Origin of the sequence: Streptomyces virginiae (assembly GCF_041432505.1) — a bacterium.
GTDB lineage: Bacteria > Actinomycetota > Actinomycetes > Streptomycetales > Streptomycetaceae > Streptomyces > Streptomyces virginiae_A.
On sequence record NZ_CP107871.1, the window covers coordinates 929,879 to 948,720 of the forward strand.

Annotated in this window: 20 protein-coding genes; 10 read left to right on the top strand and 10 right to left on the bottom strand. The window is 72.0% G+C overall.

Going from position 1 to position 18,842, the window contains the following annotated elements; genetic code table 11:
* The first annotated feature begins 49 nt into the window (after window positions 1-49).
* From OG624_RS04490 to OG624_RS04520, 7 genes are all read left to right on the top strand, one after another.
* Window positions 50-1,489 carry an MFS transporter gene (locus OG624_RS04490; protein ID WP_033213764.1) on the top strand — a complete coding sequence of 480 codons (1,440 nt, stop codon included), beginning with the start codon at window positions 50-52 and terminating at the stop codon, window positions 1,487-1,489.
* 205 nt (window positions 1,490-1,694) lie between these two features.
* Window positions 1,695-2,732: a ketoacyl-ACP synthase III family protein gene (locus OG624_RS04495; protein WP_033213766.1), complete on the top strand. Its 1,038-nt coding sequence runs from the start codon at window positions 1,695-1,697 to the stop codon at window positions 2,730-2,732.
* 67 nt (window positions 2,733-2,799) lie between these two features.
* Window positions 2,800-3,459, top strand: coding sequence for a UbiX family flavin prenyltransferase (locus OG624_RS04500; protein WP_371592213.1), 660 nt, complete (start codon window positions 2,800-2,802; stop codon window positions 3,457-3,459).
* Between the two features lie 10 nt (window positions 3,460-3,469).
* Window positions 3,470-4,939, top strand: a complete 1,470-nt coding sequence (locus tag OG624_RS04505) for a UbiD family decarboxylase (RefSeq protein WP_161292287.1) — start codon at window positions 3,470-3,472, stop codon at window positions 4,937-4,939.
* A complete protein-coding gene (gene fabG, locus OG624_RS04510; protein ID WP_371592215.1) occupies window positions 4,936-5,724 on the top strand; it encodes a 3-oxoacyl-ACP reductase FabG in 789 nt (262 codons plus the stop codon). Before OG624_RS04505 ends, fabG begins: the two co-directional genes overlap by 4 nt.
* Window positions 5,721-6,482, top strand: coding sequence for a 4'-phosphopantetheinyl transferase family protein (locus OG624_RS04515; protein WP_371639107.1), 762 nt, complete (start codon window positions 5,721-5,723; stop codon window positions 6,480-6,482). Before fabG ends, OG624_RS04515 begins: the two co-directional genes overlap by 4 nt.
* On the top strand, window positions 6,483-6,767 hold the full coding sequence (locus OG624_RS04520) for a hypothetical protein (protein ID WP_161292291.1): 285 nt from the start codon (window positions 6,483-6,485) through the stop codon (window positions 6,765-6,767). It begins immediately after the preceding gene.
* Here OG624_RS04520 and OG624_RS04525 read toward each other — a convergent pair.
* The 6 genes from OG624_RS04525 to OG624_RS04550 form a co-directional block, all read right to left on the bottom strand.
* Window positions 6,739-7,356 (bottom strand): RNA polymerase sigma factor, encoded by a 618-nt coding sequence (locus tag OG624_RS04525; RefSeq protein WP_051762103.1) that lies wholly within the window; start codon window positions 7,354-7,356, stop codon window positions 6,739-6,741. The two genes, OG624_RS04520 and OG624_RS04525, sit on opposite strands and share 29 nt — an antisense overlap.
* A 97-nt stretch (window positions 7,357-7,453) precedes the next feature.
* Window positions 7,454-8,590, bottom strand: coding sequence for a beta-ketoacyl synthase N-terminal-like domain-containing protein (locus OG624_RS04530; protein ID WP_371639109.1), 1,137 nt, complete (start codon window positions 8,588-8,590; stop codon window positions 7,454-7,456).
* Entirely contained in the window at window positions 8,587-9,810 is a 1,224-nt protein-coding gene (locus OG624_RS04535) for a beta-ketoacyl-[acyl-carrier-protein] synthase family protein (protein ID WP_161292295.1), read from the bottom strand. Before OG624_RS04535 ends, OG624_RS04530 begins: the two co-directional genes overlap by 4 nt.
* Window positions 9,803-10,078, bottom strand: coding sequence for an acyl carrier protein (locus tag OG624_RS04540; protein WP_033213774.1), 276 nt, complete (start codon window positions 10,076-10,078; stop codon window positions 9,803-9,805). Before OG624_RS04540 ends, OG624_RS04535 begins: the two co-directional genes overlap by 8 nt.
* Window positions 10,075-11,436: an NAD(P)/FAD-dependent oxidoreductase gene (locus tag OG624_RS04545; protein ID WP_371639110.1), complete on the bottom strand. Its 1,362-nt coding sequence runs from the start codon at window positions 11,434-11,436 to the stop codon at window positions 10,075-10,077. The genes OG624_RS04540 and OG624_RS04545 overlap by 4 nt, the downstream gene beginning before the upstream one ends.
* Window positions 11,433-12,275: an alpha/beta fold hydrolase gene (locus OG624_RS04550; protein WP_051762104.1), complete on the bottom strand. Its 843-nt coding sequence runs from the start codon at window positions 12,273-12,275 to the stop codon at window positions 11,433-11,435. The genes OG624_RS04545 and OG624_RS04550 overlap by 4 nt, the downstream gene beginning before the upstream one ends.
* 507 nt (window positions 12,276-12,782) lie before the next feature.
* Between OG624_RS04550 and OG624_RS04555 the strand changes: the two genes are divergently transcribed.
* The 3 genes from OG624_RS04555 to OG624_RS04565 all read left to right on the top strand — a co-directional run bounded on the left by OG624_RS04555 (window position 12,783) and on the right by OG624_RS04565 (window position 14,806).
* Entirely contained in the window at window positions 12,783-13,484 is a 702-nt protein-coding gene (locus OG624_RS04555) for an AfsR/SARP family transcriptional regulator (RefSeq protein WP_237545586.1), read from the top strand.
* 85 nt (window positions 13,485-13,569) lie between these two features.
* Window positions 13,570-14,172, top strand: coding sequence for a ScbR family autoregulator-binding transcription factor (locus OG624_RS04560; RefSeq protein WP_078908892.1), 603 nt, complete (start codon window positions 13,570-13,572; stop codon window positions 14,170-14,172).
* A 145-nt stretch (window positions 14,173-14,317) separates the two neighbouring features.
* Entirely contained in the window at window positions 14,318-14,806 is a 489-nt protein-coding gene (locus OG624_RS04565) for an ester cyclase (protein ID WP_106971256.1), read from the top strand.
* A gap of 94 nt (window positions 14,807-14,900) precedes the next feature.
* Here OG624_RS04565 and OG624_RS04570 read toward each other — a convergent pair whose 3' ends face one another.
* From OG624_RS04570 to OG624_RS04585, 4 genes are all read right to left on the bottom strand, one after another.
* Window positions 14,901-15,680, bottom strand: a complete 780-nt coding sequence (locus OG624_RS04570) for a maleate cis-trans isomerase family protein (RefSeq protein ID WP_326747292.1) — start codon at window positions 15,678-15,680, stop codon at window positions 14,901-14,903.
* 8 nt (window positions 15,681-15,688) lie between these two features.
* Entirely contained in the window at window positions 15,689-16,594 is a 906-nt protein-coding gene (locus OG624_RS04575; RefSeq protein WP_033213779.1) for a fumarylacetoacetate hydrolase family protein, read from the bottom strand.
* 107 nt (window positions 16,595-16,701) lie between these two features.
* Window positions 16,702-17,814, bottom strand: a complete 1,113-nt coding sequence (locus OG624_RS04580) for a cupin domain-containing protein (RefSeq protein WP_033213781.1) — start codon at window positions 17,812-17,814, stop codon at window positions 16,702-16,704.
* Window positions 17,811-18,839 (bottom strand): carbon-nitrogen hydrolase family protein, encoded by a 1,029-nt coding sequence (locus OG624_RS04585; RefSeq protein WP_051762113.1) that lies wholly within the window; start codon window positions 18,837-18,839, stop codon window positions 17,811-17,813. Before OG624_RS04585 ends, OG624_RS04580 begins: the two co-directional genes overlap by 4 nt.
* Window positions 18,840-18,842: the final 3 nt, after the last annotated feature.

The following is an 18,842-nucleotide window of genomic DNA, read 5'->3' on the forward strand; positions in this document are numbered from 1 at the left end:
ACTGCTACCTTCGAGCTGGTAGCCGCCCAGCGAAGGGAACGATGAAGACATGACCCAGACCGCAGGGGACGCGGTCCCCGCGAAGACCGTGGCGTCGCCACCCGAGTCACCGGCGGACCGGCGCCACCGCACACTCGTCTTCCTCGTCGTATGCGCCGGATTCGTCATGTCGAGCCTCGACATGATGATCGTCAACGTCGCCTTCCCCGCCCTGGAGGAGGACTTCCACGGCACGACCGCGGCGGCCCTGTCCTGGACGCTCAACGCGTACTCGATCGTCTTCGCCGCGGCGCTCGTGCCCGCCGGCCGGCTCGCGGACCGTTCCGGCCGCAAGGGCGGATTCCTGCTCGGGCTCGGCCTCTTCACCCTCGCCTCCGCGCTGTGCGCCGCGTCGCAGGGGGTGCCCATGCTGGTGGTCGCCCGGGTGCTGCAGGCGTTAGGCGCCGCCGCGATGGTTCCCACCTCGCTCGGCCTGCTGCTGGCCTCCTACCCGCCGGAGCGGCGCGGCGCCGCCGTGCGGGCCTGGACGGCGGTGGGAGGTGTGGCCGCGGCGCTCGCCCCGATCGTCGGTGGCGCCCTGGTCAATCTCGACTGGCGGTGGATCTTCCTGATCAACCTGCCCTTCGGCATCGCCGCACTGCTGGTCGGCCGCCGCGTCCTGCCCACCTCCGCACAGCCCGAACGCGGTCCGTTGCCCGACCTGCTCGGTTCGGTGCTCATCGTCGTCGCGGTCGCCGCCGCTTCACTGGCCCTCATCAAGGCGCCGGAGTGGGGCTGGAGTTCCGCACGCGTACTCGGTTGCTTCGCGCTGACCGTCGTCGGTCTCGCCGAGTTCTTCCGACGCTCCGCCCGGCACCCCAACCCCGTGGTCGCGTTCTCGCTGTTGCGGGTGCGGTCCTTCAGCCTGGCGAACCTGACCGCGCTGGTCTTCAACTCCTGCTTCGGCGCGATGCTCTTCTCCTTCATGCTCTGGTGCCAGAACGTCCGGGGGTACTCCGCGCTGGAGACCGGGCTCGCCCTCGCACCGGGCACCTTCCTGATGCCGGTCATGGCCATGGCCACCGGTCCGCTCGTGAAGAAGCTCGGCGCCGCCACCGTCGTCGTCCTCGGATGCGCCCTGCTCGCCGCCGGTGTCCTGTGGTGGGGCATCGCCGCGCAGAGCGAACCCGACTACGTCACCATGCTGCTGCCCGGCGCGCTGCTGACCCCGGTCGGCACCATTCTCGGCACCACCGCGCTGGTCGGCCTGGTCACCAAGGACCTGCCCCCGACAGCCTTCGCGACCGGGTCCGCCGTCAACATGATGGTCCGGCAGGTCGGCCTCGTCATCGGCATCTCGGTGTTCATCGCCGTGCTCGGCACCCCCGCCCCCGGCGCCGCCACCCTGGACGCCTTCCGACACGCCTGGTTCATCGCGGCCGGGATCGGCGTCCTGGCCCTGCTCGTCGGCCTGCTGCTCGCCCGCCGGACCGAGGCCGACGCCTCCTGAAGGCGTGCGGCCTCGCGCGGAGCCACCGGCGCCGCGCGAGGCCGCCCACCGACCGCCGCCTGGAGCCCGGAACCCCCGCCGGACTCCAGGCGGCTTCGCCATGTCCACCGCCGGCCGACGAGTCCTTGGACTCCCCCTGTATCCACGCGGTCGGCGACCCGCTCTGTACGGGCGTGAACCAGCGACTGGCGGAGGGGATCCGGCAATGAAATTCGAGGGCGGACTCGGAGTGAAGGCGGTCACCACCTGGCTGCCCGGCACCACACAGACCGCGAGGGACCAGGTCGCCGCGGGCCGCCTCACAGCGGAGCGCGTCCAGCAGCTCGGTGTCACGGAGCTTCCCGTGACCCCCGACCTGGCCGCACCCCAGATGGCGGTACGGGCGGCTCGCAGAGCGCTCGACCACGCGGGGTGGGACCCCTCACGCATCGGCTTCCTCGCCCATGCCCGGGTCTTCCACCAAGGGCACGAGAAGTGGTCGTACGCCCACTACATCGCGAGCGAACTCGGCCTCCCCCCGACGGCGCTGCCGTTCGGGATCGAAGCCCTGTGCACCGGCGGCGCGACGGGCCTGTTGGTGGCCGCCACCCAACTGCTGGGCGACCCTTCGCTGTCCGGCGCCCTCGTCACGACCGGCGAGCGCTACCACGCCCCGGCGTGGGACCGCTGGAGCATGCACTCCGACATCGGATACGGCGACGGCGCGACCGCCGCGCTCCTGCACCGCCGCGACGGCGGCCCGGACGATCTGCGTCTGCTGTCCTTGACCCACTCGACGGACGGCCGGCTCGAAGGCATGGAGCGCGGGAACCAGCCCTTCTCCCAACTGCCGATGCAGGACCGCACGACCTGGGAGACGAACGTCGAACGCAAGGAGTTCTACGAGGCCGTGGGCAAGGACGTCTTCCCCGAGGCGGCCCGCGTCCACGTCCGCGCCTCCCTCGACCAGGCCCTGGACGAGGCCGGCCTGCATCCGCACGACCCGCGCATCCGGCTGTTCACCATGCCCCGCATGGGACCGCGCCTCGTCGACGTGATGTACGGCTCCCTCGCGGGGGTCCTCAAGGCCGAGACCGTGCTGCTCGGCGGCAGAACGGGACACCTGGGCGCGGGAGACATGCTCGCCAACATGGCGGACATCGTCAGCCACCGCATGCTCCGGCCCGGCGAGTTCGCGATCGTCGCGGGCGCGGGCGGCGGCTTCACCTGGTCCACCGCGGTCGTCCAGGCCCCCGAGCAGTGATCGCACCGGGCACCGAACCCCGTCGTCATACCCCGCGAGCGGCCCTCGCGGGCAGGAAGGCACGTACATGAACCACACGTCGTACCCGCGCGGCGCGCACCGGATGGTGGTGGGCATCAGCGGAGCCACCGGCATCGCCTACGGCATCCGCACCCTGCAGGTCCTCAAGGCGGCGGGCATCGAGACGCACCTCGTGATGTCGCGGTCCGCGCGGCTGACGCTCTCGTACGAGAGCGACCTGACCACCGCGCAGGTGCAGGAGCTCGCCGACTTCCACTACTCGCCGGAGGACGTCGGCGCGCCCATCGCCAGCGGATCCTTCCGGACACGCGGGATGATCGTGGCCCCCTGCTCCGTGAAGAGCCTCGCGCAGATAGCCGTCGGCACCTGCGACACCCTGCTCGCGCGGGCGGCCGACGTCACCCTCAAGGAGCGCAACCGGCTCGTCCTCATGGTCCGGGAGACCCCGCTGACCCTCACCCACCTGCGGAACATGACGACGGTGACGGAGAACGGCGGCATCATCGCGCCGCCGGTGCCGGCCTTCTACACCCGCCCGAAGGGCCTCGACGACGTCATCGACCAGTCCGTCGGCCGGGCCCTGGACCTGTTCGGCATCGACTCCGAGACCTTCCCGCGCTGGGGTGAGCCGGCCGTACCGGCCCAGGCCCCCACCTCCGCGCCGACCACCCCGCGACCGCTCGCGCAGAGCGCCGTACACGCCTGAGGAACCACATATGACCAAGCACCTGACGAGCCTGCGCGACCACCTCGCCGCTCTGGACGAGCTGGGCGACGTGCGTGAGCTGCACGCTCCCGCCGACACCCATCTGGAGATCGGGGCCGTCATCCGGCGCAGCGCCGAGAACCGCGACCCGGCACCGCTGTTCACCGCGGTCAAGGGCTACGCGCCCGGCTTCCGGGTCCTGGGTGCCCCCGCCGCGCTCAGCTCGGCGCCCGGTGCCCCCTGGGCCAGGGTCGCCCTCTCGCTCGGCCTCGACGCCGCCGCCCACCCGCTGGACATCGTCGAGGAGCTCGCCGCGGCGCGCGGCCGGGAGCCCATCGCGCCGGTCGTCGTCGACCGGGGCCCCTGCCAGGAGAACGTCCTGCTCGGCGAGGACGCCACACTCGACGCCTTCCCCGTACCCCTCATCCATGACGGTGACGGCGGGCGCTACATCAACACCTGGGGTGCGATCGTCGTCCGCACCCCCGACGGCAGCTGGACCAACTGGTCCATCGCGCGCGTCATGATGATCGACGGCCGTCGGATGGCCGGCATGGTCCGGCCGCTCCAGGACGTCGGGAAGATCTTCAAGCTGTGGCGGGACCGCGGCGAACCCATGCCCTTCGCCCTGGTCCAGGGAGCCGAGCCGGCCGTCCCCTTCGCCTGCGGCATGGGGCTGCCGTCCGGAACGGACGAAGCCGGTTACCTCGGCGCCCACTTCGGTGAGCCGCTGGAACTCGTGCGCTGCAAGACGGTCGACCTCGACGTGCCGGCCACCGCGGAGATCGTCATCGAGGGCCACGTCTCCCTCGACGAGACCGCGCCCGAGGGACCCATGGGCGAGTACGCGGGCTACCTCACCGGCAAGGCGAACCCCTGGCCGGTCTTCCACATCAGCGCCATCACCCATCGCGACGACCCGATCCTGCCGGTCGTCTCGGCCGGGAAGCCCGTCGAGGAGGACCACACCGCGGTCGGCACGACGTACTCGGCCGAGGCCCTGCACCAGCTCCGCGCCGCCGGACTGCCCGTCACGGCCGCCTGGATCGTGCCGGAGAGCGCCATCAACCTGCTGGCGGTCACCGTTCCGCGCGACTGGCGCGAGCGCTCCGCCTTCACCAGCACCCGCATGCTCACGCGTGCCATCGCCCATCAGGCGCTGCGCCCCAAGGTCGGGTACTGGATCACCCGGATCATGGTCCTCGACGACGACATCGACCCCACCGACCTGCGCGACCTGATGTGGGCGTTCCACACGCGCAGCCATCCCACGCGCGGCCAGATCGTCATCGAGGACCAGAAGGTCACCCCGCTGCACGTCGTCTACTCGCCCGAGGAACTCGCCGAGGGCGGAGCGAAGATCGCGTACGACTGCCTCCTCCACCCCGACGAGGACAAGCGCGCCCGCAGCACCGCGTTCAAGGACAACTTCTCCGCCGACATCCAGGCCCGCGCCCTCGCCATCTGGGAGAACCGATGACCGAGACGAACACCGTCACCCGCCCCGCCGGCCACGGCGATCAGGAAGCGCCGCGGCGCCTGGTCATGGTCAGCGGAGGGACCCGCGGCATCGGCCGCGCCGTCGCCGTGCACCTCGCCGGCGAGGGGTACGACATCGCCTTCTGCGGCAGATCCGCCTCGGCGGCCGCCGACGAGACGGCCGAACTGGTCCGGGCGCAGGGCGCCTCCTGCTTCCACGCGCCGTGCGACGTGGCGGACCACCAGGCGGTCGAAACCTTCGTCAAGCGGGCGGAGGGAGAGCTGGGGCCGGTGTACGGCCTCGTCAACTCGGCGGGGATCGTCAAGGACAACCACCTGGTCATGATGCCCGTCGACGACTGGGCCTCGGTGATCGACACCAACCTCACCGGAACGTTCAACTTCTGCCGGACCGTCGGTTTCGGCATGCTCAAACGGCGTGCGGGCGTGATCGTCAACATCTCGTCGGTGGCCGGTGTCTACGGACACGCCACACAGGCCAACTACGCCGCGTCCAAAGGCGGGGTGAACAGCCTCAGCCGCACCCTCGCCAAGGAACTCGCCCGGCACGGCATCCGGGTCAACGTCGTGGCTCCCGGCTTCATCGAGACCGACATGACGGACGACCTCAGCGACAAGGCGCGCAAGGAAGCCCTCGCCGCGGTCCCGTTGCGGCGCTTCGGCACCGCTCAGGAGGTCGCCGACCTCACGGGCTTCCTGCTGTCCGACAAGGCGTCCTACATCACCGGGCAGATCCTCCAGGTGGACGGAGGCGTGGCGCTTTGACCACGCCGTACCCGCCGGTGCGCCCCGGTGAGCTGCACGTGTGGTGGCTCACCGTGCCACCGGCGGGTACGGGCACCAAGACGGCCGCGCGGCTCCTCGATCCGCAGCAGCGCGAACGCGTCGCGCGGCTGAAGCGGCCGCTGCACCGGCACCGCAAGATCATGGCTCATGCGGGCTTGAGGGTGCTGCTCGCCGGTCACCTGGGGACGCTGCCCTCCGAGGTCCGGCTGCGTCGGGCGGTCTGTCCCGCGTGCGGCGGCCCGCACGGCCGCCCGTACGCGGCCGGCGGGCACGGGTTGGAGTTCTCGATGGCACACGCGGGCGACGGGGTCCTCTACGCCTTCGCGCGGGGCCCCGTCGGCGTGGACGTGGAGTCGGACGCGGTCACGGCGCGCACCGCGCGTACCGTCGCCGGGTTGCTGCCGGCCGCGCGGCGACACGCGCTGGACGCCCTGCCCGAGCCGGAGCGGCTGCGCGCCTTCCTGGGCTGCTGGGTCCGTACGGAGGCGTACCTGAAGGGAATCGGGACGGGGCTCGCGCACGGCATCGGGGCGGCGCAGGGCGCGTCGGCGGACCCGGCGTGGCATCTCGTGGACCTCGCGGTGCCCGAGGGCTTCACCGCCGCCGCGGCCGTGTCGGAGCGCGCCTCGGCGGTGGCCGGTTCCCCGCCGGCCCGCCTGCGGGTCCGTACCCGTGTACTAGCCTCGGCGTCCGTCATCAAAGCCGCCGAGCCGGCCCGAACACGAGAGGGGCGCTGAATGCGCGACACCGATCCCGGCCGCCGTGCGGTGGCCCGCGCGACCGCGGGCGAGGACCAGGACCCGTTGCTGGACGAACTGCGCGCCGCGGTGGGTCGGGCGCCTCGCGCGCTCGTCGCGGAGATCGCCGCGTGGCCGGCGCCGCGCGCGTGCGCCGCGGCCGGGCCCGACGAGCCGGCCGACCCAGGACGGGCCGGCACGGGACAGGCCGGGACGGGACAGGCCGACGCCGGACAGGCCGACGCCGGAATGGGCTTCACACCGCTGCCTCGTACGCGTCGCTGACGCCGTACCGCTTGCGCAGCTGCTCCCCCAGGCGGCGCAGCGCGCGGCCGCGCAGCGGGCCCACCGAGCCGCGGGCGATGCCGAGCCGACGGCTGACCTCGTCGTACCCCGGGGCCGGATCCGCGCTCAGCAGGGCCAGGAGCCGCTGGTCCCGCTCGGGCAACTCCGCGAGCGCCGAAAGGACCTCGGCGCTGCGTTCCCGGCTGAGCAGGGCGTCCTCCGGCCCCGGGTGGGCGGTGGCGGGCGATTCCAGGCTTCCCGTGTCGCCCACCGGAACGTAGCGTCCCGCGCGTTCGTACTGCTTGAGGCTCTCCCGGCGCGCGCAGGTGGTGAGCCAGGCCGGGAACCGCTCCGGCGTGTGCATCCGGGGCAGGCTCTGGTACACCCGCATCCAGGTCAGCTGGAAGACCTCTTCGCAGTCGGCCTGGCTGAGCCGGTGCGAGCGGGCCACCGTCCACACCACCGGGGCGTAGCGCTCCACGAGCGCCTCCCACGCCTGCTGGGAACCGGACAGGCACGCGGCGACCAGCTCACCGGGGCCAAGAGCTCCGGCGGCCGCGTCCGCCGGGCGCATTCGCGTCGAAGACATGGGTTCCTTCCTGGGGGTGCGGGGCAGTTGCGCGAACGGGTGGCGGGCGCCCGCGCGGACACCGGTGTGTCGGCGCGGGCGCCCTGCCGGGTGCCGGTCAGCCGAGGGGGTCGGCCGTGTCGAGGACGGCGCAGCCCACCAGGCCGTCCCCGGACAGCGAGGTGACGACCGCGGTGCCGCCGTGCGTGCGGCCCTCGCGCTGCCACAGGCCCAGGACCGCGGCGATCTGCAGGACCCCGTCGGCGCTGAAGCACTCACCGACGGTTTCCTTGACGCGCACGACCTGCTCGGGCAGCGCTCCGCCCAGAGCCAGCTCCACGGCGCGTTCCTCCACCCGCTCCAGGCCGGTCCGGCCGGTGCTTCCCAGGGAGACCGTGGTCACGTCGGCCGGGTCCTTGCCGCTGCGTCGCAGCGCCGCGCCGACCACCGCCGCGAGCCCCTCGGCGAGGCCGTCGCGCGGTGCGAAGCCGCTCTCGCACGCCAGGACCCGTGCGAGCGCGGCCCGGCCGGCGGCGCTCGCCGCGGCCTGCGGCTCCACCACGAGCACCGCGGCGCCCTCGCCCACGGGGGCCTCGGGTTCGAGCGCCCCCGACCGGTGCCAGCCCCAGGCGGCCTGCGCGCTGAACTCCTCCACGCCGCCCACCAGGAGACGGTCGGCGTGCCCTTGGCGCAGTGCGTTGCGGGCGTAGCGCAGTGCCTGGACCCCGGCCAGGTGACCGCCGGCCAGCGTGGCGTTCACCCCTTGCAATCCGTGCCGGATGGCGATCTGGCCGGCCGCGCAGTTCATCACGGTGTTGGGGAACAGACTGGGGTTCACCAGGTACGGGCGCTCCTGGCGCAGGGTCTCCATCGAGTACTCGCTGGAGCTGCGGATGCTCCCCATGCTGGTGCCGAGCACGACCCCGGTGCGCTCCCCCATCGGCCCCGGCTGCGAGTCGAGCGCCAACCGGCACGCGACGAGACCCAGTTGCGTGGTCCGGTCGAGATGACGTACGCCCTTGCGGCCGATCAGTTCGGCCGTCCGCAGATCGGGTACGGTCCGCACCGGCCGCGGCGGCGGGGTCTCCTCGCCGGGAACCTCCTCGGCATGTCCCACGAGGCCTTCCGCCAAGGCCCGCCCCAGGGCTTCGAGCCCGAGCCCGGCGGGCGTCGCCACGCCGACCGCGGTGATGGCGAGCGGCTGCACGGCGACGGCGGGGCGGTCCGCGGCCGTTTCGGCGATGGCGGTGCTCATGAGGCCCTTCCGAGAATGGTGATGGCGTTGTTGCCGCCGAAGGCGAACCCGTGGTTCTGCACGACCCGCGGCCTGGCGGGGCGGGCCGCGCCCGCCACCGGATCGACCCCCGGGCCCAGCGCGGGGTCGACCCGTTCGACACCGGCGGTGGGCGGCAGGAAGCCCTCGTACAGGGCCATGCAGCAGATCAGCGCACCGAAGCCGCTGGCCGCGCCCATGGTGTGGCCGATCATCGACTTGATCGAGCTGATCGGCGGGATCCGGTCGCCGAAGACCTCGCGGGCGGCGGCCACCTCCGTCGCGTCGTTGGTCCGCGTGCCGGTGCCGTGGGCGCAGATGTAGTCGATGTCCTCGGGTGTGACGCCCGCGCTGCGGTGCGCCGACCGGATGCACGCGGCGATGCTGGTCGGGTCCGGGTGCACCATGTGCTTGGCGTCGCAGTTGACGCTGTAGCCGAGCACCTCGGCGTAGATGCGCGCGCCCCGGGCGACGGCGCGATCGTACGGCTCCACGAGCAGGGCGACCCCGCCCTCCGCGGTGAGGATGCCCGAGCGGTCGGCGTCGAAGGGCCGGCAGATCTCCTCGGCGAGGGCGCCGAGGCGGTAGAACCCGGCGTGCGCCCAACGGTTCAACGAGTCGGCGCCGCCGGCGAGCATGTAGTCGGCCTCGCCGCTCGCCACCATGTCGTAGGCGTAGCCGAGCGCGTAGTTGCTGGCCGAGCAGGCGGTGGCCAGAGTCAGCGCCTCCCCCGACAGTCCGAGCTCGCTGTTGACGGCCGCGGCGATCCGGCCCGCGGGAACGGCGCCCACCCGATCGGCGCCCAGGGATTTCAGGCCGTCCGCCGCCCACGCGGACACGAGTTCCTCGATGACCGCCGACTCCCCGCTGGTGGTGCCCATGACGGACCCGGACCGGGCCGCGGCCAGCGCGGACTCGGTCAGGTCGGCGTCGGCGACCGCCAGCCGCGCGGCCGACGCCGCGAACTGGGCGCTGCGGCCCCACCGTTCGGGTTCGATGCGGCGCAGCCACGCGGCGGGCTCGAAGTCGTGCACCTCACCGGCGTGCGTGTGGGGGAAGCCGGTGGTGTCGAAGCCGGCGATGGGCGAGGTGGTGCGGCGGCCCGCCTTGATGGAGGCGGTGAAGTCGGCGACGCCGATCCCGGCGCTGCTCACGGCGCCCAGACCGGTGATGACGACGCGGCGTGCGCCCGGCTCAGGCATCGGTACCGGCCCCCAGGGAGCGGGTGACCACGGCCCGGACGCCGTCCAGGTTGCCCATCTCGACCAGGGCGTCCTGGGGGATCGTGACGCCCAGGTCCTTCTCGATGCGGGCCAGGATCTCGATGGCGAGGAGCGAGTCGGCGTCGTGGTCCTCGATGAAGCTGCTCGTGTCGGTGAGCTCCGCCTGGTCCAGCTCCAGGACCTCGAGGATGATCTCTCGCAGCTTGCTGTCCTGCTCGGCGGTGAGGATGGTGGTGTCGGCGCTCATGGCGTCAGCCTTTCGTTCTGGGAGGTTGCCGGAAGGGTGGCGGTACGTGGGTGGGGGGCGGGACCTGTGGCGGTCGTCGCAGGGGTCGGCCGCGGCAGGTGCGTGGGGGGTGCGGCGCGCGGTCCTCGATGGCGCAGGTTGACGACCGACGCCTGGGCCAGCGCCACGGGGTTGAGGAAGCGCAGCGGTCCGATGAGCCGTGAGGCGAAGAGGTGCATGTGGCGGGCCATCGCCTCGTCGCGGGCGGCCGCCGAGAACATCAGCCGTTCGAAGGGGTTGAAGGGCCGGCCCTTGGCGTAGTCGACGGCCAGGTGCTGGTGGCCGCCGAGACCGCGCCGGTGCCGGCGTATGTAGGCCGTGAGGGCCTGGTCCAGATCACCGCGCCCGGTCGCGGCGGTGGCGGTCGCTTCGGCCAGCCATTGGGCGGACTGCAGGGCCCAGCCGCAGCCGACGCCCCAGAGGGGGTCGCCGGTGAGGGCCGCGTCCCCGATGAGCGCGACGCCCGGGGCGCCCGGCCGTCGCGAGTGCAGCGGGTAGTTGAGGGTTCCGGTGATCTTGGTGATGCGTTCGGCGGCGTCGATGTCGGGCCCGCCGGGCAGGGCACGGACGAACTCGGTGTAGGCGCCTTCCAGGTCCGCCCTGAAGGCCGGGAGCCGGTCCTTGCCGGGGATCACCGCGACGACCGTGACACCGTCGTCGTTGGGCATCGCGTACGCCACGTCCGGTTCCAGGAACCAGGAGTGGGTGATCCCGTCGCGCAGCGGGAGGTTCCGGAAGTGCGCGAAGTAGCTGAACCGCTCGTTGTCGTACGTCCGTGTCTCGATCCCGGCGAACCGGGCGACCGGGGAGTCCTTTCCGTCGGCGCCGACGACGAGGCGGGCCCGCAGTTCCACCTCGCCGTCGGGCCCCGAGACCCGCGCGCCCACGGTGCGCCCGGCCTCTTGCAGCAGACCCGTCACGCTGTGGCCGGTCAGCAGGTCCACGCCCGGGGTCTTCGCGGCGTGGGAGCGGATCAGCGGATCGAGTGTGCTGCGCCGGATGTTGTACGAGTAGGGCAGCTCGGGGCCCGAGGGCGCCGCCTTGGGTTCGATCCAGCCCCAACGGGTGTACCAGCGGGCCTCGTTGCGTACGGCGCCGGCCGCCTCCAGGGCGGGGACGAGCCCGAGCTCTTCGAGTACGGGGTAGGAGCAGGGCTGGAGGTAGTGGGTGCACAGCACCTTGTGGGCCGCGGGGTCCGAGCGGCGTTCGAGCAGGGCGACGCGTACGCCCCGTCGGGCGAGGAGGATCGCGGCGGCACTGCCCGCGATGCTCGCTCCGCTGATGACGACGTCGTACACGCGGTCTTCGAGCGCGGTCATGCGCTGATCGCCTCCTTGTCGTAGTGGTGCAGGGGTGTCGCCTCCAGGAAGGCGCTGATCTGCTCGGCGACCCGCACCGGCTGCTGCAGCTGGCAGAAGTGGGTGAGCCCCGGGTCCTGGTGGAGCCTGACGTCAGGGATCGAGGCCATCAGGGCGTCGATCGCCGCCGGTGGTGCCGAGGGGTCGTGGGTGCCGCTGACCAGCAGTACGGGAGCTTCGATCCGGTGCAGCGCAAGGCCGGGGCCGCGCCCGAGCGTGGCGTAGAACTGCAGGAATCCGTGCGGCTCCACGCGCTCGCGGACCTTGCCGATCATGGCTTCGACGATGTCGGTGGGGATCTTCTCGGCACGCGGGCCCAGCTGGGCTCGTAGGCCGTCGGCGAGCACCGCGCGGAACCGCTCGATCGCCTCGCCGAAGAACAGGGCGTCGATCGGTCGGTCGTGGGGCCGGAAGACGGGCGCCACGAGCACCGTGGGGATCGAGGCGCTCGGCGTGCGCCGGGTGAGCAGTTCGAGCTGCGTGGTCGCGCCGAACGAGTGGGCCACCACGGCGTCGGGTCGTACGGGCAGCAGTTCGAGGGCGCGTTCCAGCCATGCGGTCGAGGCGCCCCGGTCCGCCCACAGGTGGCGTGAACCGCTCCGCCACGGCAGGTCGAGGGCGAACAGGCGGGTGTCGGCCGGCAGGTGCTGCGCGAGCACCCGCCAGTCCTCCCAGCTCTCCTCGAAGCCGTGGACGAGGACGACGGTGCGCCCCCGCGGGGTGAGCGCGGGGCGTCCCTGGGGTGTGAGCGCGGGGCGCTCCCATATGCGCAGGGGCTCGCCGTCCACCTCGTGGTCCACGGCCGGCCGCCATGGGCCGCCGCGCGGTGTTCCTCGGTCAGCCAGTAGCACTCGCCTCACCTTTCGCCATGCGGTCGGACCGGATGGGGAGGACGATAGGGATCTCCCGAGCCGCCGCCGGAGTCCGCAGGAGGCCGCCTGGAGGCCTGAAACAGCAGGTCACGAGCGGGACTTGAGGCAGGCTTCAGCTCGACTACGGGTGGACTCCAGCCGTGCTGCGCGATGGCTGGAGATCGACGCGGACGATTTCTTGACCGAGCCTTGAGGATCACCCGCCGGCAACGCCTGGACCTGCGAAAAGACGGTCAAGTCACCCGTTTCAAGGCTGACTTGATGTTTGACAAACCGACCGACGGATTTTTAGGGTCGAAGTGACTGGTAACTAACGACTATCCGGGGGTAAGTCGAATGGACGTATCTGTACTAGGATCATTTGATGTCCGCATATCTGGCGTAAATGCGACACCAACAGCGTTAAAACCGGCCAAATTGCTCGCGCTCCTCTCCATGAGTCGCAACCAGCCCGTCTCGGTGGCCGAGAGCGTGGAGGAGCTGTGGGCGGGAGACGCACCGCGTACCGCCGGATCCGCCATACACACCTACGTCCGCCACCTCCGCGAGCTGATCGCGACCGCGGAACCCCAGCTCGATCCCAAGTCCGTGATCCGCACCCGCCCCGGCGGCTATCTGCTCGACCTGTCGCCGGGAGAGGTCGACTCCGAGGAGTTCGGCCGCCTGGCCGAGCGCGGCCATCGCGCGGTGAGCCTCGGCGACGACGCCCTCGCGTCGAGTCGCTTCCGGCAGGCCCTGGCCCTCTGGCGTGGGCGGGCCCTCGCCGATCTACCGGCCGGCCCCATCCTGGCGATCCGCAAGAAGGAGCTGGAAGAGCGGCGCAGATCCGCTCTCGACCGCTGCATCAGCGCCGAACTCAGGCTCGGACGCCACTACGAACTCCTCGGCGAACTGGTCGCCCACGCCGCCGATGACCGCACGCACGAACCGCTGCACGCACAGCTGATGCTGGCCTTGTACCGCGCCGGCCGTCGGGTGCAGGCACTGGAGGTCTACCGCGAGCTGCGGCACGAGCTCTCCAGTCGCATGGGTCTCGAACCCTCGCCCCGCATCCAGGCACTGCACCACGCGATCCTCGCGTCGGACCGCTCGCTCCAGCGCGAGCCGGGAGCCCGGCGGGAGTCCCGGACGGCGTAGGACCGGACGTGGAGCGCGGTCGGCACCTCGACCGGAGACCGGCCGCGCCCACGGTCGGAAGGGGGAGACAGGAAGTTCGGGGATCATGCAAGAACGAGCTGCCAGGACTCGGGAGCGCCTTGTGCGCGCCGCGGCGGAGGCATTCGACCGACACGGACTCGGCGCCACGAGCATGCAGGCCGTCAGCCGGTCGGCAGGCGTGTCGAAGGGGGCCCTCTACTTCCACTTCCCGACCAAGGAACACTTGGCCGACGCGGTACGCGGGGCGTGCGGCGACCGGTTCACGGCGAAGGCTTCCGACCTGATGCAGGCGGGCGAGTCCCCGGTCCAGGTGCTCATGCGCCTGCCGGGGCTCACGGCCGAGTGGCTCGGGCAGGACGTGATCGTACGGGTCGGCCTGCGACTCGGGCGCGAGCAGCAGCGGGGATGTCACCAGGACTGCGACGGACGGCACGTCTCCCGCGAACTGCACGACCTGCTCACCCGGCTGTTGCGCGCGGCCGCCGAGCGGCGCGAGATCCGGGGCGGCCTCCCGCTGCGGACCTGCGCCTCCCTCCTCGTCGGCTTCCTGTTCTCGCTGGAGTGCCGGACCGAGGAGTCGGCGTCGAGGGAGGAGCTCCTCGAATCGATCGCGGAGCTGTGGAGCCTCCTGCTGCCCGGCATGGCTCCCGTCACGGACGGGGAGTGACGGGGAGCGGCGCCGCGGACGCCGGCCGCCGTCGTGTATCCGAACGGCACCGGCCGAGCTCTGTCCCCGCGTGCGGTGCCCGCGCCGAATCCCGTGGGCACCCGGGCGACGAAACGGCGTACGAGAAGGGGCAGGGGTGGACGGGATGAACGCATTCGACACCAGGACGCTGGTGGATCAATGGCTGGCCATGTGGAACGGAGATCTCGCGATCGCCGAACGCATCATCGCGCCGTCGCTGCGCGTGCATCTGCCGGCCTTCGGCATGCCCCCCGAGGAGGGCATCGACGATCCGGAGACGATGGCCCGCTGGATCGGCCTGTTCCGCAGTTCCTTCTCCTCGGCCTCCTTCCACTGCGAGCTGGGCCCCTTCACCGACGGGGATCACGTGATCTCCCGGTTCCGGTTCACCGGAACCTGGACGGGCGGCCGCCCGGCGACGGCATCGGTGCCACCCGGCACCGCGGTCAGCTTCGCCGGCGTGGACACCCTGCGGATCGAACACGGGCGGATCGCCGAGTACTGGCTGACGGATGACCAACTCGACCTGTACGCGCAGCTCGGCGCGGTCCGCGGAGTGGAGCCGCAGCCCGTTCCCTCGCACGAGGGGAGTCGACACACGTCGAGGGCGTGAACACGGCGAGGACCTCCGTGCGGTGGGCGCCGTCCAGGAACTCACCGCACGGAGGTCCTCGCGTCAGGGACCCCGGCCCCGCAGCACCTACCGGCTAACCCGGCAGCGGGGTGCGCGCGTACTTGCCCGACAGCAGGTGGCCCGCCCCCGGAGCCACCGCGTCGAGGTCCAGGGCCCGCAGCATCTGGTGGGCCGTGCACACCGCCGCGGACACCACGGGCTTGCCCAGGAGCTGCTCGGCCTCCTCGATGGCGCCGAGGGAGGGCATCTGCACGCATGCCGAGAGCACGACCGCGTCCGCGTCGGCGTACTCCAGGGCCCGCGCGAGGCCCGGCAGCCGGGCCGGGTCGTGGGCGGCGACGTCGAGGTTGTCGGGGATCTCGAGGGCCTGGTGGTCCAGGACCTCGATGCCCTCGTGCGTCAGGTAGTCCACGACGGTCCGGGTGAGCGGGCGCATGTAGGGGGCCAGCAGCACGATCTTCTCGGCGCCGATGGTGTGCAGCCCGTGGACGAGGGCGCCCGCGCTGGTGACGACCGGGGCGGGCGCGCCGTTCTCCGCGGTCCGGGTGTGCAGGCGCTGCTCGGAGGTGCGGTGGTAGCCGAGCCCCATGCTCATGATGGCGACCAGGCAGGCGTAGCCCAGTACGTCGACCCGGGCGTCGGAGAGTTCCACGGCGCAGCGGTCGGAGTCGGCGTCCATGGCCTTGAGCTGTTCCGGGGTCACATGGGTCATGCGCATCCGGCTGGAGTGGAAGGTGAAGCGCTCGTCGGGTACGACGGCCTGGCGGGCCCGGAGGATGGCCGGGACCTCCGTCTCCATGGTGACGTTGGAGCTCGGCACGATCTGGCCGATGCGGTAGGTGCGGGGGGACATCGTTCTCCTCAGCGGGCGTCGACGACGGGGTTGGTCAGGGTGCCGATGCCTTCGACCGTGGCTTCGACGGTGTCACCGGGGCGCAGGTACTCGGGCGGGACCATGCCGGCGCCGACGCCGGACGGCGAACCGGTCGCGATGACGTCGCCGGGTTCCAGCGTCATGCCGGAGCTGATGTCGGCGATGAGGCGGGCGATGGGGAAGAGCATGTGCCGGGTGTTCGACTTCTGCTTGGTGACGCCGTTGACGCGCAGCGAGAGGTCCAGGTTCATCGGGTCCCGGAGGTCGTCGCGGGTGACGACCACCGGGCCGAAGGGGGCGTAGGAGTCCTGGCCCTTGGAGAAGAACCACTGGCCGGAGCGGCGCTGGTCGCGGGCGCTGATGTCGTTGAGGATGCTGAAGCCGAAGATGTGCTCGTAGGCCCGCTCCTCGCTCACCCGGAAGGCGGGGCGACCGATGACGACGGCGAGTTCGCATTCCCAGTCGAGCTGGGTGGTCAGGTCGGCGTTGTGCAGGATCGGCCGGCCGGGGCCGGTGACGGCGGTGGCGGGCTTGCCGAAGAGGACGGGCCGCGGCGGCAGGTCCTTGTCGGTGTCGAGGCTGCGGCTGGACTCCTCGACGTGCTCGATGTAGTTGAGACCGACACCGATGATCTTGCCGGGGCGCAGGGGTGCGCACAGGGACACGGCGTCGATCCGGTGGACGGCCTCGGCGGGCCAGGCCTCGGGGCCGGCGGCCAGCAGGCCGCGCGCGGTCTCCTGGGCGGCCGCGCCGGCCAGGATGAACGACAGCAGGTCCGCGGGCAGTCGCACGCCGGCCTGCCGGGCCAGGGTGGTGAGGTCCACGACGAGGTCGTCGACCTGCGCGCCGAGACGCACGGAGGCGTCGTCGAGGGTGTAGCTGAGCAGCCGCATGAGGGCTCCTTGCGTAGGAGAGGGAGGGTGCCGGGGGGATCGGCGGCGGGGCTCCGCCGTACCGGGTCCGGTGTCAGGGCCGGCGGCGTCCGGTACGGCGGAGCGGTTCAGGGGGTGGGCTGGTGGCCGCCGTTGTCGGGGTACGCCTCTTCGCGGTGGAAGCCGAGCGAGCGCATGACGGGGAAGTCGTCGAAGGAGAACAGGCAGGCGTCCTCGGACGCGTCGAGGTTGTGGTGCTCGTGCCAGGCCCAGGACGGGACGCAGAAGATGTCGCCCTGCCGCCACTCGAAGCGCTGTCCGGCGATCACCGAGACCCCGTGGCCCTTGGCCGCCGTGTAGATCACCGAGCCGGTGTGGCGGTGGGCGAGGGTGGCCTGGCCGGGGCGCAGCAGCTGCATGTGCGCGCCCATGGTCGGCATGACGGAGCCACCGGTGACCGGGTTGGTGTACTCGGCGATGATCCCGTCGTACGGGGAGCCCTCGGTCGCCTTCGCGAGGCCGCGCAGGGCCTCGTAGGTGGGCTCCCAGGGGTAGGCGAGGAGCGGGGAGTAGGGCCGGGTCCACTTCTCGGCGCCGTACGGCAGCAGGTTCGCCGCGTAGGTCAGCAGGGAGGAGTTGATGACCTTGCCCGGGGCCTGGTACAGCTCGGGGTGGACCTCGTAGAACCCGGCGTCCAGGGCGTTGACCAGGGGGATGTCGAGTCCGTCCTGCCAGATGACGGGGGCGTCGTCGGCGTCGTTGCCGTGCTCGTGCCAGGTGCCGTTGGGGGTGATGGCGAAGTCCCGGGGGCCGACTTTCAGCTTCTGGCCGTCGACGATCGTCCAGGCCCCGGTGCCCTCGTGGACGAAGCGCAGCGCGGCGGCCTGATGGCGGTGGGCGGTCATGGCCTCGCCGGGTCCCATGATCTGCAGGCCGGTGTAGAGGAGCCCGGCGGCGGCGCTGACGTCCCCCCGGCCCGGGTTGACCAGCATGACGACGCGGCGGCCGGCGTCGTCGCCCTTGACGAGGCCGAGGGCCTTGTGGACCAGGGGGCGCAGTTCGCTGTAGCGCCACAGCACGGGGACGGACTTCGGCTGCGGGTACCAGGGTTCGATGTCGTTGGCGACGGTCCACAGGGCGCCCGCGTCGAGGGTGGCGAGCTCTTCGTAGTAGCGGGTGAGTTCCGGGGTGTCGGACACCCGGGCACGGCCGAGCACGGTGTCGTCCTGCTCGATGGTCATACGTCCTCCTCGGGAGCGGCGGGGGTGGCGAGGGTGGCGGGCGGGGGAACCGTGGGCGCGACGGTGAAGGTGACGGGCGGCCTGGGACGGTTGTCCACTTCGAGGCGGAAGACGTCGAAGCGGTTGTAGTGGCCGACGATGTCGTGCATCTGCTTGGGCTGGATGCACCGGGCGAGGTCGATCTCCCCGTAGACGATGCCCTCCTCGTCGACGAGGGGTTCGGTGACCGGGCGGCCGTCGGGGCCGAAGATCCCGGAGAGGGCGCTGCGCGGGCGCGTGAACTGCTTCCGCAGCTCCTCGTCGTCGCCGGCGAGGGCGTCCACGATCTCCGGGGAGATCGTGGAGCAGGCGACGACGGAGAAGACCTTGCCCTCGAAGCTGTGGGCGGCGGTGCGGACGGCGATCGCGTCGGCCATGTCGTAGTCGGCGGGAGCCACGGGCAGGGCGATGTAGCAGGAGGCGTGGACGAGTTCGCCCTGCGCGAGGAGGGCGAAGCGGGCCAGGGTGTTGGTGTTCTCCCCGCAGGCGAGGGCGCCGAGCGGGCCGACCGGGGTGTCGTGGACCTTCAGCGAACTGCCGTCGCCGCCGGTCCAGGTCAGCTTCTCGGCCCAGGTCGGCACCAGCTTGCGGTGCACACCGAGGAGTTCGCCGTCGGGGCCGATGGTCAGCAGGGTGTTGTAGAGGACGCCGAGGCTGTGCGCGGCCCGCTCGTTGACCCCGATGACGAGGACGACGCCGTGCCGGCGGGCCGCCGCGCGCAGGCGGTCGACGTGCGGGCCGGGGATGTCGACGGAGGCGCGCTGGAGCCGCTCGAACCAGGGCGAACCCTGGACCGGGTTCATCGTCCAGTTCCAGTACGGGTAGCCGGGGACGAACACCTCCGGGAAGACGACGAGTTCGGCGCCGTTCGCGGCGGCCTCGGCGATCAGGGCGACGGCCTTGTCGACGGTGGCGGCGGTGTCGAGGTGGACGGGCGCGGCCTGGACGGCCGCGGCCGTGAAGCGGGGCAGGTGGTCCCTGTCCATGGG

Bases quoted from the DNA above. Each gene is read 5' to 3' on its own strand.
- OG624_RS04545 (WP_371639110.1), bottom strand. From the start codon at position 11,436: ATGACCGCGCTCGAAGACCGCGTGTACGACGTCGTCATCAGCGGAGCG.
- OG624_RS04520 (WP_161292291.1), top strand. From the start codon at position 6,483: ATGCGCGACACCGATCCCGGCCGCCGTGCGGTGGCCCGCGCGACCGCG.
- OG624_RS04565 (WP_106971256.1), top strand. From the start codon at position 14,318: ATGAACGCATTCGACACCAGGACGCTGGTGGATCAATGGCTGGCCATG.
- OG624_RS04580 (WP_033213781.1), bottom strand. From the start codon at position 17,814: ATGACCATCGAGCAGGACGACACCGTGCTCGGCCGTGCCCGGGTGTCC.
- OG624_RS04585 (WP_051762113.1), bottom strand. From the start codon at position 18,839: ATGGACAGGGACCACCTGCCCCGCTTCACGGCCGCGGCCGTCCAGGCC.
- OG624_RS04560 (WP_078908892.1), top strand. From the start codon at position 13,570: ATGCAAGAACGAGCTGCCAGGACTCGGGAGCGCCTTGTGCGCGCCGCG.
- OG624_RS04495 (WP_033213766.1), top strand. From the start codon at position 1,695: ATGAAATTCGAGGGCGGACTCGGAGTGAAGGCGGTCACCACCTGGCTG.
- OG624_RS04570 (WP_326747292.1), bottom strand. From the start codon at position 15,680: ATGTCCCCCCGCACCTACCGCATCGGCCAGATCGTGCCGAGCTCCAAC.
- fabG (WP_371592215.1), top strand. From the start codon at position 4,936: ATGACCGAGACGAACACCGTCACCCGCCCCGCCGGCCACGGCGATCAG.
- OG624_RS04575 (WP_033213779.1), bottom strand. From the start codon at position 16,594: ATGCGGCTGCTCAGCTACACCCTCGACGACGCCTCCGTGCGTCTCGGC.
- OG624_RS04540 (WP_033213774.1), bottom strand. From the start codon at position 10,078: ATGAGCGCCGACACCACCATCCTCACCGCCGAGCAGGACAGCAAGCTG.
- OG624_RS04500 (WP_371592213.1), top strand. From the start codon at position 2,800: ATGAACCACACGTCGTACCCGCGCGGCGCGCACCGGATGGTGGTGGGC.
- OG624_RS04535 (WP_161292295.1), bottom strand. From the start codon at position 9,810: ATGCCTGAGCCGGGCGCACGCCGCGTCGTCATCACCGGTCTGGGCGCC.
- OG624_RS04490 (WP_033213764.1), top strand. From the start codon at position 50: ATGACCCAGACCGCAGGGGACGCGGTCCCCGCGAAGACCGTGGCGTCG.
- OG624_RS04555 (WP_237545586.1), top strand. From the start codon at position 12,783: ATGAGTCGCAACCAGCCCGTCTCGGTGGCCGAGAGCGTGGAGGAGCTG.
- OG624_RS04525 (WP_051762103.1), bottom strand. From the start codon at position 7,356: ATGTCTTCGACGCGAATGCGCCCGGCGGACGCGGCCGCCGGAGCTCTT.
- OG624_RS04505 (WP_161292287.1), top strand. From the start codon at position 3,470: ATGACCAAGCACCTGACGAGCCTGCGCGACCACCTCGCCGCTCTGGAC.
- OG624_RS04530 (WP_371639109.1), bottom strand. From the start codon at position 8,590: ATGAGCACCGCCATCGCCGAAACGGCCGCGGACCGCCCCGCCGTCGCC.